Origin of the sequence: unidentified bacterial endosymbiont (genome assembly GCF_918797525.1) — a bacterium.
Lineage (GTDB): Bacteria > Pseudomonadota > Gammaproteobacteria > Enterobacterales > Enterobacteriaceae > Enterobacter.
This window is the reverse complement of record NZ_OU963893.1, coordinates 4612525-4625749: the sequence shown is the minus strand read 5'-3', so window position 1 is coordinate 4625749 and position 13225 is coordinate 4612525. Positions and strand designations below refer to the sequence as shown.

Genomic DNA, 13225 nt, shown 5'->3' with positions numbered 1-13225 from the left:
GAAAGCGCTGCGCCACCCGGCAAAAAATTACCTGAAACTGACGGTCTCACCCGCCTGCGCGGTCGCGGCCTGCTCCAGCAGATCCCAGAACGGCACGCCGCTACGGTCACACACCCACTCTCCCTCTTGCCAGGAGAAATGGTATCCGCCCTGTTTGGCTGCCAGCCAGACCTGGTGAAGCGGCTCCTGGCGGTTAATAATAACTTTGCTGCCGTTTTCAAAGCTTAAGGTCAGGATACCGCCGTTGATTTCACAATCGATGTCGCTGTCGCCATCCCAGTCGTCGAGGCGTTCTTCGATGGTCATCCACAGGGTGTCGGCAAGGCGATGAAATTCACTGTCGTTCATGGTTTTGTTCCTGTTTTTCGTGATGGCCGCAGTATAACGCTAAATAATTCCCGTTGCAGGAAAGCGGCAAACTCTTGCTTTTGTGTCTTCTCCTGCGATGATAGAAACAGATTTGAACTTACGGGCAACTTTATAATGAAAAATGTTTTCCGAACGCTTGCCGTTCTCGTCACGCTGTTTAGCCTGACCGGCTGTGGGCTGAAAGGGCCGCTGTACTTCCCGCCTGCGGATAAAACCGCACCACCACCGACGAGACCTGTAAAAAGCGGCATCGAGTCCACCACGCCAGACAGGAACGATCGCGGCAACAATGGTGGCCCGACTCAGATCAATAACTGACGATTACGTTCTGTACCCGCGCAATGGAGCAAATGATGCAGTTCTCTAAAATGCATGGCCTTGGCAACGATTTTATGGTCGTCGACGCGGTAACGCAGAATGTCTTTTTCTCCCCGGAACTGATCCGTCGTCTGGCGGACCGGCATCTGGGCGTGGGGTTTGATCAACTGCTGGTGGTTGAACCGCCCTACGATCCTGACCTTGATTTCCACTATCGTATTTTTAATGCGGACGGCAGTGAAGTCTCCCAGTGCGGCAACGGCGCGCGCTGTTTTGCCCGCTTTGTCCGCCTGAAAGGGCTAACCAGCAAGCGTGATATCCGCGTCAGCACCGCCAATGGCCGCATGGTGCTCAGCGTCACCGATGACGAGCTGGTGCGTGTTAACATGGGCGAGCCGAACTTCGAGCCCTCCGTCGTACCGTTTCGCGCAAACAAAGCGGAAAAGACTTATATTATGCGTGCAGCCGAGCAGACAGTATTGTGCGGCGTCGTTTCGATGGGCAATCCGCACTGCGTTATTCAGGTTGATGATGTTGAAACCGCTGCGGTAGAAAGCCTCGGCCCGGTACTGGAAAGCCATGAGCGCTTCCCGGAGCGGGCAAATATCGGTTTTATGCAGGTGGTGAAACGTGAGCATATTCGTTTACGCGTATTCGAGCGCGGCGCGGGCGAAACCCAGGCTTGCGGAAGCGGTGCCTGTGCTGCCGTCGCGGTTGGCATCTCCCAGGGGTTACTGGCAGAAGAGGTTCGCGTGGAATTGCCAGGCGGTCGCCTTGATATCGCCTGGAAAGGACCGGGTCATCCACTGTATATGACTGGCCCGGCGGCACATGTCTATGACGGGTTTATCCATCTATGAAACAGCCAGGGGAAGAACTGCAGGAAACGCTGACGGAGCTGGACGACAGAGCTGTTGTTGATTATTTGCTGCGCAATCCTGCGTTTTTTATTCGCAATGCATGCGTCGTCGAACAGATGCGCGTGCCGCATCCGGTGCGTGGAACCGTGTCGTTAGTCGAATGGCAGATGGCACGTTCGCGCAACCACATTAATCAGCTCGAAGAGAACATGACGCTGCTGATGGAGCAGGCGAATAATAACGAAAGCCTGTTTTATCGTCTGCTGCATTTGCAGGCGCGTCTGGCCTCGGCGCATAGCCTTGACGAGTTCCTGAGCCGATTTCACCGCTGGGCGCGTGAACTGGGGCTGGCCGGCGCTACCCTGCGTCTCTTCCCTGAGCGCTGGCGAATTGGCGCACCGTCCGGCTTTACCCATCTGGCACTGAACCGTCAGGCGTTTGAACCGCTACGCATTCAGCGTCTCGGGCAGGCACATCACTATCTGGGGCCGCTGAACGGACCTGAGCTGCTGGTGGTGTTGCCGGAGGCCAAAGCTATTGGCTCGGTAGCCATGTCGCTGATGGGGCGCGATGGCGATCTGGGCGTGATGTTATTTACCAGCCGCGACGCGCATCACTACGAGCAGGGGCAAGGCACGCAACTGCTGCAGGAAATTGCCTTGATGCTGCCCGAGCTGCTGGAGCGCTGGATTGAGCGCGTATGATGGACGTATTGCTCGCTACTGACGTCACGCGTTTTCTGCGTTATCTGGGCGTGGAGCGTCAGCTCAGCCCCATTACGCTGCTCAACTATCAGCGTCAGCTTGACGCCATCCTGCAGATTGCCGGGGAGATCGGCCTGAAAAGCTGGCAGCAGTGCGACGCTGCGACGGTTCGCGGGTTCGTTGTGCGCAGCCGCAGGAAAGGGTTAGGCCCTGCCAGCGTGGCGCTAAGACTCTCTGCGTTACGCAGTTTCCTCGACTGGCTGGTCAGCCAGGGCGATTTAAACGCGAACCCGGCAAAAGGGGTCGCGACGCCAAAATCCCCGCGCCATCTGCCTAAAAATATCGATGTCGACGATGTCAACCGTCTACTGGATATCGATCTTAACGATCCGCTGGCTGTGCGCGACCGCGCGATGTTAGAGGTGATGTACGGTGCCGGCCTGCGTCTTTCCGAGCTGGTGAATCTCGATCTTAAACACCTCGATCTGGAATCCGGCGAAGTATGGGTGATGGGCAAAGGTAGCAAAGAGCGCCGCCTGCCTGTTGGCCGCAATGCGGTCTCCTGGATTGAGCACTGGCTGGATCTACGTGGCTTGTTTGGTGCTGACGAAGATGCGCTGTTTTTATCGAAACTCGGCAAGCGGATCTCGGCGCGTAACGTGCAGAAGCGCTTTGCGGAGTGGGGCATTAAGCAGGGGCTGAACAGCCACGTTCATCCGCATAAGCTGCGCCACTCCTTTGCCACCCACATGCTTGAATCAAGCGGCGATCTGCGCGGCGTGCAGGAACTTCTCGGCCACGCGAATCTGTCGACCACGCAAATCTACACCCACTTAGACTTCCAGCACCTGGCCTCGGTGTATGACGCGGCGCATCCACGCGCTAAACGGGGGAAATAATGCGTTTTTACCGCCCACTCGGTGAGATCTCAGCACTCACTTTTGACCTCGATGACACCCTTTATGACAACCGTCAGGTGATCCTGCGTACTGAGCAGGAGTCGCTGGCGTTTGTGCAAAATTACCACCCGGCATTACAAAAAATGCAAAACAAGGACTTCCAGCAGCTGCGACAGTCTCTGCGGGAGACCGAACCGGAAATTTATCACGACGTGACCGAATGGCGCCGTCGCGCCGTTGAGCTGGCAATGTTAAATGCCGGCATGAATGTGCGTGATGCGGCCAGAGGCGCGCAAGCGTCAATGGAAAACTTCGCCAAATGGCGTAGCCGTATTGATGTGCCGCAGGAGACGCACGACACGCTGGCACAGCTTGCGAAAAAGTGGCCGCTGGTGGCGATCACCAACGGCAATGCCCAGCCCGAGCTGTTCGGGCTGGGCGATTACTTTGAGTTTGTATTGCGTGCGGGCCCGCACGGACGCTCGAAGCCGTTCAACGATATGTATCACCTGGCGGCGGAAAAGCTGAGCCTGCCGCTCGGCAAAATTCTGCACGTGGGTGACGACCTCACCACGGACGTGGCTGGCGCGATCCGCTGCGGCATGCAGGCCTGCTGGATCAAGCCGGAAAATGCTGACCTGATGACAACGCAGGACAGCCGTCTCCTGCCGCACGTGGAAATTTCACGGTTGGCATCCCTCACGACGCTGATATAATCACCAATTGTTCTGTATAAATTAACAGGGCTTTGGCGAAGGAATACATTCGCCTGCCCGACATGACGTGATGGTGCCAATGGACGTTTCTTACCTGCTCGACAGCCTTAATGACAAACAGCGTGACGCGGTTGCCGCCTCGCGCACCAACATGCTGGTGCTGGCTGGGGCGGGCAGTGGTAAGACGCGCGTGCTGGTTCACCGTATCGCCTGGCTGCAGTGTGTTGAACATTGCTCGCCTTACTCCATTATGGCGGTGACGTTCACCAATAAAGCAGCGGCAGAGATGCGCCACCGTATCGCACAGCTGATGGGCACCAGCCAGGGCGGCATGTGGGTCGGCACCTTCCACGGCCTGGCACACCGCTTGCTGCGTGCGCACCATATGGACGCCAGCCTGCCGCAGGATTTCCAGATCCTGGACAGTGAAGACCAGCTGCGTCTGCTTAAGCGCCTGATCAAAGCCATGAACCTCGACGAGAAACAGTGGCCGCCACGTCAGGCGATGTGGTACATCAACGGTCAGAAGGATGAAGGGCTGCGTCCGCATCATATTCAAAGCTTCGGCAACCCGGTTGAACAGACCTGGCAGAATGTCTACAAAGCCTATCAGGAAGCCTGCGATCGCGCCGGGCTGGTCGATTTCGCCGAGCTGCTATTGCGCGCTCACGAGCTGTGGCTCAACAAGCCGCACATCCTGCAGCACTACCGTGAACGCTTCACCAATATTCTGGTGGACGAATTTCAGGATACCAACAACATCCAGTACGCGTGGATCCGCATGCTGGCCGGTGATACCGGTAAGGTGATGATCGTAGGCGATGACGATCAGTCGATTTACGGCTGGCGTGGCGCGCAGGTTGAAAACATCCAGCGTTTCCTCACCGACTTCCCGGGCGCAGAGACCATCCGTCTGGAGCAGAACTACCGTTCAACTAATAACATTCTGAGCGCGGCCAATGCCCTGATTGAAAACAACAACGGGCGCCTGGGTAAAAAGCTGTGGACCGACGGCGTCGACGGTGAGCCGATCTCGCTTTACTGTGCCTTTAACGAGCTGGACGAAGCGCGCTTCGTGGTTAATCGCATCAAAACCTGGCAGGACAACGGCGGCGCGCTGGAGCAGTGTGCCATTCTCTATCGTAGCAACGCCCAGTCGCGCGTGCTTGAAGAGGCGTTACTGCAGGTAAGTATGCCCTACCGTATTTACGGCGGCATGCGCTTCTTCGAACGTCAGGAAATCAAAGATGCGCTTTCGTATCTGCGTCTGATTGCTAACCGTAATGACGACGCGGCGTTTGAGCGCGTGGTCAACACGCCAACTCGCGGCATCGGCGACCGTACGCTGGACGTGGTGCGTCAGGCGTCCCGCGAACGCCAGCTCACGCTCTGGCAGGCCTGCCGCGAACTGTTGCAGGAGAAAGCGCTCGCCGGACGAGCCGCCAGTGCGCTGCAGCGCTTCATCGAACTGATTGATGCGCTGGCCCAGGAAACGGCCGATATGCCGCTGCACGTACAGACCGACCGGGTGATCAAAGACTCCGGCCTACGGAACATGTACGAACAGGAAAAAGGCGAAAAAGGCCAGACCCGAATTGAGAACTTAGAGGAACTGGTGACGGCCACGCGCCAGTTCAGCTATAACGAAGAAGACGAAGATCTGATGCCGCTGCAGGCATTTCTCTCTCACGCCGCGCTGGAAGCGGGTGAAGGGCAGGCGGATACCTGGCAGGATGCGGTTCAGCTAATGACCCTGCACTCCGCCAAGGGGCTGGAGTTCCCACAGGTATTTATCGTCGGTATGGAAGAAGGCATGTTCCCGAGCCAGATGTCGCTGGATGAAGGCGGGCGTCTGGAAGAGGAACGTCGCCTGGCCTACGTGGGGGTGACGCGTGCGATGCAAAAACTGACGCTAACCTACGCGGAAACCCGCCGTCTGTACGGCAAAGAGGTGTATCACCGTCCTTCGCGCTTTATCGGTGAACTGCCGGAAGCCTGTGTGGAAGAGGTACGCCTGCGCGCAAGTATTAGCCGTCCGGTTAGCCACCAGCGCATGGGCACGCCTGTCGCGGAAAATGACACCGGGTTCAAGCTGGGCCAGCGCGTGCGTCATTCGAAATTTGGCGAGGGCACCATTGTGAATCTGGAAGGCAGCGGCGAGCACAGCCGTCTCCAGGTGGCGTTCCAGGGACAGGGGATCAAATGGCTGGTGGCCGCCTATGCGAAGCTTGAAACGGTGTAACATTCAGAAAAATATCATTATTTTGCAATAATCTGTTAGCCTTATATGCTGAAGGTCAATTAATGCCCTTCAGCGTTCCGTTGCGTGTTGACGCCACTGTTACTGCTGGCGTAACATGCGCGCACGATTACGCTAAGAGGACATTCGCCTTGGACACACCCAGTAGATACTGGCTCAATTCCCTGTCATCCAGGAACAACTCCTAAGGCTATCTCCTCGTGCTGATGGCCTTAGTGGTTGTCAGCGACTGTATTCTTCCCGTCGCGCTGAGTCAGGCTGTTTAATGGTCTGAAACCCAAGTTGTTTCTGTGTGCCAACCGAACTGTCCGATATTTTTTGCATTGGGAGTCCCGGTCATGTTGAGCGCATTTCTACTCGAAAAAAACCGACTGACTCGGCTTGAAGCCGAAGAGTCACAGCCCCTCATTGAGGCCGTATGGGTGGATCTGGTCGAGCCGGACGACGATGAACGTCTTCGCGTGCAATCTGAACTGGGGCAAAGCCTGGCAACGCGTCCAGAGCTGGAAGATATCGAAGCATCTGCACGTTTTTTTGAAGATGAAGACGGCCTGCATATTCACTCCTTCTTCTTCTTTGAAGATGCCGAAGATCACGCGGGGAACTCCACCGTGGCGTTTACCATTCGCGATGGTCGCTTGTTCACCCTGCGCGAGCGCGAATTACCAGCGTTTCGCCTCTATCGTATGCGCGCCCGCAGCCAGGCGATGGTCGACGGCAACGCCTATGAACTGCTGCTCGATCTGTTCGAAACCAAAATTGAACAGCTGGCGGATGAAATTGAAAACATCTACAGCGATCTGGAAAAGCTGAGCCGTGTGATCATGGAAGGCCATCAGGGCGATGAATACGATGAAGCGCTCTCCACGCTGGCGGAGCTGGAAGATATCGGCTGGAAGGTGCGTTTGTGTCTGATGGACACCCAGCGTGCGCTGAACTTCCTGGTGCGTAAAGCCCGTCTGCCGGGCGGCCAGCTGGAGCAGGCACGTGAGATCCTGCGCGATATCGAATCTCTGCTGCCGCACAACGAATCTCTGTTCCAGAAGGTCAACTTCCTGATGCAGGCGGCGATGGGCTTTATCAATATCGAGCAAAACCGCATCATCAAGATCTTCTCGGTGGTCTCCGTGGTGTTCCTGCCCCCGACGCTGGTGGCATCAAGCTACGGGATGAACTTTGAGTTTATGCCGGAACTGCGCTGGAGCTTTGGTTACCCCGGAGCAATTATCTTTATGATCCTCGCCGGGCTGGCGCCATATCTGTACTTTAAGCGTAAGAACTGGCTGTAACAATCAGGCGGGTAGCGCTGTGCTTACCCGCCCGTTATTCTCCTATCCCCCTTTGCGCACTCTGCGCTGGGTATAAATCGCGTCAGCGACAAATATCGCCAGCGCTACCCAAATAAACGCAAAGGTCACCATTTTATCCGCACCCGGCACTTCGCCGTAAAACACCACTGCCAGCAGGAACATCAGCGTGGGGCCTATGTACTGGAAAAAGCCCAGCGTGGAGAGACGCAGGCGCGTCGCCGCCCCGGTGAAGCACAGCAGCGGAATGGTGGTCACGACACCCGCCGCCATCAGCATCAGATTCAGCGACCACGGGTTGCTGCCCATATGGCTGGTGGCGCTATCGGCAATGCCGAAAAGGTAAATCGCGGCTACTGGCAGCAGCCACAGGGTTTCGAACAGCATCCCGGTTTGCGCTTCGACGGCGATTTTTTTACGCACCAGGCCGTAGAAGGCAAAGCTGAACGCCAGCCCCAGCGCGATGACCGGCAGTGAACCGAAGGTCCACAGCTGCACCAGCACGCCGCAGAAGGCGAGGATCACCGCCACCCACTGCATACGGCGGAAGCGTTCACCGAGGAAAATCATCCCCAGCACGATATTGACCAGCGGGTTAATAAAGTAGCCGAGACTGGCTTCAAGCATATGATGGTTATTCACCGCCCAGATAAACAGCAGCCAGTTACCGCCAATCAGCACCGCAGAGAGCGCCAGCAGGAACACCTTTTTTGGGGTTCTCAGCAGAGTTTTGACGCCAGACCACTGACGGCTGATGCTCATCAGGGCGATCATAAAGAAGAAGGACCAGATAACGCGGTGAGTCAGGATCTCGTCAGCGGGCACATAGGCGATGAGCTTGAAGTACGCGGGGGCGATCCCCCAAATGAAATAAGCGGCAAGGGCGAGTAAAACGCCCTGCCGCGTCTGTTTAGCATCCATCGGGATAATCCGTTACAAAAAAGTGAAATAACTTTACCCGATTTTGCCGCATCAACCCACCATATAAGTGGCAGTTGCGCTGGCGATATAAATCTGTTCTTCGTTATGTAATTCAACGCGGGCCACCGCGACTTTATTGCCCGCGCGCAGCAGACTGCTGGTGCAGGTAAAGCGATTACCGCGTCCCGGGCGCAGGTAGTCGACGCGTAAATCGATGGTGCCCATCCGCGACAGGCGCTGACGTAGCTCATCTTCATTAATAGCGTCATGGCGCGTCAGGGTGCTCCCCACGCAGACCAGCCCGGCCGCCACGTCCAGCGCGGAGGCAATCACGCCGCCGTGCAAAATATTTTGCGCCCAATTACCTACCATCATCGGTTGATGGGTAAAGCTGAGTTGAGCAAAGGCGTTCTCGTAGCGCTCCAGCTCCAGCCCCAGTGCGCGGTTAAACGGCATGTGATAAACAAAAATCTCGCCCACGAGTTTCAACGCATCTTCAGCAGTAAGCGTGGCAGACATGAGAAATGGCATCCTTGTTGTTAACAAAATGTTGATTTTATGCCTCGTCATCAGAGAATTCCACTTTCAGAAACGAGGAGGCGGGAAGTTATCTTAGAAGTCTGTAGAATGCCCGAAACTATTCATCAAATGTGACGATTTCAGGAGAATACCACTGATGCGGACGTATCTGGGTTGCTTACTGGCGGTAGCTGCGCTGCCCCTCACGGCATATGCGCAGGAAGCGACGGTTAAAGAGGTGCATGATAAACCTGCCGTTCGTGGCAGCATTATCGCAAACCTGCTTCAGGAGCATGATAATCCGTTCACGCTTTATCCGTATGATACCAACTACGTTATCTACACCCAGACCAGCGATCTCAACAAAGAGGCGATAAGCTCCTATACCTGGTCCGATAATGCCCGAAAAGATGAGGTCAAGTTCCAGCTCAGCCTGGCGTTCCCGTTCTGGCGCGGCATTCTGGGGCCAAACTCAGTGCTCGGCGCTTCTTACACGCAGAAATCCTGGTGGCAGCTCTCCAACAGCGGAGAATCGTCCCCCTTCCGTGAAACCAATTATGAGCCGCAGCTGTTCCTCGGTTTCGCAACCGATTATGAATTTGCCGGATGGACGCTGCGTGACGTTGAAGTCGGTGTTAACCATGATTCTAACGGCCGTTCCGACCCAACGTCGCGCAGCTGGAACCGTGCCTATACCCGTTTAATGGCGCAAAACGGCAATTTTATGGTGGAAGTGAAGCCGTGGTACGTGATGGGCAGTACCGATGACAACCCGGATATCACCAAATATATGGGCTACTATCAGCTCAAACTTGGTTATCAACTGGGTGAGGCGGTGCTAAGCGCCAAAGGCCAGTATAACTGGAACACGGGCTACGGCGGTGCGGAGCTGGGTTTAAGCTACCCGGTGACGAAACACGTGCGCCTCTATACGCAGGTCTACAGCGGCTACGGCGAGTCGCTTATCGACTACAACTTTAATCAGACCCGCGTCGGTGTGGGCGTGATGCTGAACGATATTTTTTAGGCAGCTCGAATGTTTTTACGTTAAACGTTGAAGTTTCTCTCTCAGGCGCTGAAAATAGCGCCTGTTTTATTTCTGGCATATGGGGTTAATGTGGCGCAGGCGGAAGTATTGAATCAGGAATCGCTGGCTAAACAGGTTTTGCAGGAAACCTTTGGCTATCAGCAGTTCCGTCCTGGCCAGGAAACCATCATTGAAACGGTGCTGGAAGGGCGTGATTGCCTGGTAGTGATGCCGACCGGCGGCGGGAAATCGCTCTGCTATCAGGTTCCGGCGCTGGTGCTTAACGGCCTGACGGTCGTCGTATCGCCTCTTATTTCGCTGATGAAAGACCAGGTCGACCAACTGCTTGCCAATGGCGTTGCGGCGGCCTGTATCAACTCCACGCAGACCCGCGAGCAGCAGCAAGAGGTGATGGCCGGTTGCCGAACCGGGCAGGTCAGGCTGCTTTACATCGCCCCGGAACGTCTGATGCTGGATAACTTTCTCGAGCAACTCGCGCACTGGAAACCGGTGCTACTGGCAGTAGATGAAGCGCACTGTATCTCCCAGTGGGGACACGATTTTCGCCCGGAATATGCCGCACTCGGCCAACTGCGCCAGCGCTTCCCCGAGCTGCCGTTTATGGCGCTTACCGCCACGGCGGATGATACAACGCGTCTTGATATTGTTCGTCTGCTGGGGCTAAACGATCCGTTTATTCAGGTCAGCAGCTTCGATCGCCCCAACATCCGCTACATGCTGATGGAAAAGTTCAAGCCGCTGGACCAGCTCTTACGCTACGTGCAGGAGCAGCGAGGCAAGTCCGGGATCATTTACTGCAACAGCCGCGCAAAGGTAGAAGACACCGCCGCGCGTCTGCAAAACCGTGGCTTTAGCGCCGCAGCCTATCACGCCGGGTTAGAGAACCATATCCGCGCCGACGTGCAGGAGAAATTCCAGCGCGACGACCTGCAAATCGTGGTCGCAACGGTGGCGTTCGGGATGGGGATCAACAAACCCAACGTGCGCTTCGTGGTGCATTTCGACATCCCGCGCAATATTGAATCCTACTATCAGGAAACCGGTCGCGCCGGGCGTGACGGCCTGCCTGCGGAAGCGATGCTGTTTTACGATCCGGCGGATATGGCGTGGCTGCGCCGCTGTCTCGAGGAGAAACCGCAGGGGCAGTTGCAGGATATTGAACGCCATAAGCTCAACGCGATGGGGGCCTTCGCCGAAGCGCAAACCTGCCGCCGTCTGGTGCTGCTCAACTACTTTGGTGAAGGGCGTCAGGCACCGTGCGGCAACTGCGATATCTGCCTTGATCCGCCGAAGCAGTACGATGGCCTGATGGACGCGCGTAAAGCGCTCTCGACCATCGGACGCGTGAACCAGCGCTTCGGGATGGGCTACGTGGTAGAAGTGCTGCGCGGCGCCAATAACCAGCGTATCCGCGATATGGGTCACGACAAGCTGCCGGTTTATGGCATCGGGAAAGACCAGAGCCACGAGCACTGGGTCAGTATCATCCGCCAGCTGATCCATCTCGGCTTTGCCACGCAAAATATTGCCCAGCACTCTGCGCTTCAGCTTACCGAGGCGGCGCGACCGGTCCTGCGTGGCGAGGTTGAACTGAAGCTCGCCGTTCCGCGCGTCGTCGCCCTGAAGCCGCGCGTGATGCAGAAATCCTACGGCGGTAACTACGATCGCAAGCTGTTCGCCAAGCTGCGTAAGCTGCGTAAAGCCATTGCGGATGAAGAGAACATCCCGCCATACGTGGTGTTCAACGACGCGACGCTTATCGAGATGGCCGAGCAAATGCCGCTCAGCGCCAGCGAGATGCTCAGCGTCAACGGCGTTGGCACGCGCAAGCTTGAGCGTTTTGGCAAAGAGTTTATGGCGCTTATTCGTGCGCATGCCGACGGTGATGATGAGGAGTAGTCAGACGGGCGAAAAAGTGCCAGGATGGTGACACACTGAACGATTTTCCCGCGAGTTAATTATGTTAATGCTATTTCTCACCGTGGCGTTAGTGCACATCGTTGCGCTGATGAGCCCCGGCCCTGACTTTTTCTTCGTGTCACAAACGGCCGTCAGCCGCTCCCGCAAAGAGGCAATGATGGGTGTGCTCGGTATTACCATGGGCGTCATGGTCTGGGCGGCGGTTGCGCTGCTCGGTCTGAACCTGATCCTGGCGAAAATGGCGTGGCTGCATAACATCATCATGGTCGGCGGCGGTCTGTACCTGTGCTGGATGGGCTACCAGATGCTGCGCGGGGCGCTGAAGAAAGAAGAGAAAAAGCCGGAAGAGCCAAAGGTTGAGCTGGCAACGGGCGGCCGTAGCTTTGTGAAAGGGCTGCTGACCAACCTGGCGAACCCGAAAGCGATTATCTACTTCGGCTCCGTGTTCTCGCTGTTTGTAGGGGATAACGTCGGCGCGGGCGCGCGCTGGGGGATCTTCCTGCTGATCGTTGTTGAGACGTTCGCCTGGTTTACCGTTGTGGCAAGCCTGTTTGCCTTACCGGCGATGCGTCGCGGCTACCAGCGCATCGCGAAGTGGATCGACGGCTTTGCCGGCGCGCTGTTCGCCGGCTTCGGCATTCATCTCATCATTTCTCGCTAGGCATGACGCGCTGACGCAAGCAGCGCGCCAACCAGCATAAACAGCGAACCAAAGACTTTGTTCAGGGCCTTCATCTGTTTAGGCCCTTTGATCCACGCCGCAATTCGCTGCGCCAGCGTCGCGTAACCAATCATCACAATGATATCGACAATAATGGTGGTCGCGCCCAGCACCACGTACTGCATCACCTGGGGCTGATGCGGCACGATAAACTGCGGGAACAGGGCTGCCAGAAAAACAATGCTTTTGGGGTTGGTCAGATTAACGAATACCGCACGTTTAAAAAGATGACCGCGCGTTTGCGTCCGGGCCAGGGTATTCAGATTAAGGGAGCCCGCCGCGCGCCACTGCTGAATGCCAAGCCAAATCAGGTATGCCGCACCGGCCCATTTTAGCACCTCAAAGGCCAGTACCGAGCGGGAGAACAACGTCCCAAGACCGATCCCAACCAGCACAATGTGCATGCCCAGCCCGGTCTGCAACCCGGCGATAGACGCCACGGCCCCGCGGTAACCATGGTTAATGGAGGTGGTCATGGTATTGATGGCACCCGAGCCTGGTGAAAGGCTGAGGATGATGGACGTGAGCAGATAAGCGAACCACCACTCGAAGGTCATTTGAATCCCCGAATCGTCTGTTTTTATGCCACAATACCCTATTGTTGCTTCATTTTGTGACCGTTAACGAAAAAAACGATTTTCCCTGGATTACGGGGGTGGAAAC

At 56.2% G+C, this 13225-nt stretch carries 15 protein-coding genes; 11 read left to right on the top strand and 4 right to left on the bottom strand.

Annotated elements, in window-relative coordinates:
- Positions 1–27 precede the first annotated feature (27 nt).
- On the bottom strand, positions 28–348 hold the full coding sequence (cyaY, locus tag NL510_RS22055) for an iron donor protein CyaY (RefSeq protein WP_253380393.1): 321 nt from the start codon (positions 346–348) through the stop codon (positions 28–30).
- Between the two features lie 135 nt (positions 349–483).
- Between cyaY and lptM the strand changes: the two genes are divergently transcribed.
- The 8 genes from lptM (at position 484) to corA (ending at position 7415) form a co-directional block, all read left to right on the top strand.
- Entirely contained in the window at positions 484–687 is a 204-nt protein-coding gene (gene lptM / locus NL510_RS22050; RefSeq protein WP_253380390.1) for an LPS translocon maturation chaperone LptM, read from the top strand.
- Between the two features lie 35 nt (positions 688–722).
- Positions 723–1547 carry a diaminopimelate epimerase gene (gene dapF, locus NL510_RS22045; protein WP_253385061.1) on the top strand — a complete coding sequence of 275 codons (825 nt, stop codon included), beginning with the start codon at positions 723–725 and terminating at the stop codon, positions 1545–1547.
- A complete protein-coding gene (locus NL510_RS22040; protein ID WP_253380388.1) occupies positions 1544–2251 on the top strand; it encodes a DUF484 domain-containing protein in 708 nt (235 codons plus the stop codon). The genes dapF and NL510_RS22040 overlap by 4 nt, the downstream gene beginning before the upstream one ends.
- A complete protein-coding gene (xerC, locus tag NL510_RS22035; RefSeq protein WP_253380386.1) occupies positions 2248–3150 on the top strand; it encodes a tyrosine recombinase XerC in 903 nt (300 codons plus the stop codon). Before NL510_RS22040 ends, xerC begins: the two co-directional genes overlap by 4 nt.
- A complete protein-coding gene (gene yigB, locus NL510_RS22030) occupies positions 3150–3866 on the top strand; it encodes a 5-amino-6-(5-phospho-D-ribitylamino)uracil phosphatase YigB (protein WP_253380384.1) in 717 nt (238 codons plus the stop codon). Before xerC ends, yigB begins: the two co-directional genes overlap by 1 nt.
- A 79-nt stretch (positions 3867–3945) precedes the next feature.
- A complete protein-coding gene (gene uvrD / locus NL510_RS22025) occupies positions 3946–6108 on the top strand; it encodes a DNA helicase II (RefSeq protein WP_253380382.1) in 2163 nt (720 codons plus the stop codon).
- 149 nt (positions 6109–6257) lie between these two features.
- Positions 6258–6314 (top strand): YsgD/CorL family protein, encoded by a 57-nt coding sequence (gene ysgD / locus NL510_RS22020; RefSeq protein WP_212743980.1) that lies wholly within the window; start codon positions 6258–6260, stop codon positions 6312–6314.
- Between the two features lie 150 nt (positions 6315–6464).
- Entirely contained in the window at positions 6465–7415 is a 951-nt protein-coding gene (gene corA / locus NL510_RS22015; RefSeq protein WP_253380380.1) for a magnesium/cobalt transporter CorA, read from the top strand.
- A 42-nt stretch (positions 7416–7457) separates the two neighbouring features.
- Here the strand turns inward: corA and rarD are convergent, their stop codons facing one another.
- Positions 7458–8354, bottom strand: a complete 897-nt coding sequence (gene rarD / locus NL510_RS22010; RefSeq protein ID WP_253380379.1) for an EamA family transporter RarD — start codon at positions 8352–8354, stop codon at positions 7458–7460.
- 51 nt (positions 8355–8405) lie between these two features.
- Positions 8406–8873, bottom strand: a complete 468-nt coding sequence (gene yigI / locus NL510_RS22005; protein ID WP_253380377.1) for an acyl-CoA thioesterase YigI — start codon at positions 8871–8873, stop codon at positions 8406–8408.
- 157 nt (positions 8874–9030) lie between these two features.
- On the opposite strand from yigI, the gene pldA reads away from it, so the two are divergent.
- The 3 genes from pldA (at position 9031) to rhtC (ending at position 12502) form a co-directional block, all read left to right on the top strand.
- Positions 9031–9900, top strand: a complete 870-nt coding sequence (gene pldA, locus NL510_RS22000) for a phospholipase A (protein WP_253380375.1) — start codon at positions 9031–9033, stop codon at positions 9898–9900.
- 90 nt (positions 9901–9990) lie between these two features.
- Complete coding sequence (recQ, locus tag NL510_RS21995; RefSeq protein WP_253380373.1) at positions 9991–11820, top strand: ATP-dependent DNA helicase RecQ; 1830 nt, start codon at positions 9991–9993, stop codon at positions 11818–11820.
- Positions 11821–11881: 61 nt separating this feature from the next.
- On the top strand, positions 11882–12502 hold the full coding sequence (gene rhtC, locus NL510_RS21990; protein WP_006179256.1) for a threonine export protein RhtC: 621 nt from the start codon (positions 11882–11884) through the stop codon (positions 12500–12502).
- Here the strand turns inward: rhtC and rhtB are convergent.
- Entirely contained in the window at positions 12499–13119 is a 621-nt protein-coding gene (rhtB, locus tag NL510_RS21985) for a homoserine/homoserine lactone efflux protein (RefSeq protein ID WP_253380371.1), read from the bottom strand. The two genes, rhtC and rhtB, sit on opposite strands and share 4 nt — an antisense overlap.
- Between the last annotated feature and the right edge of the window lie 106 nt (positions 13120–13225).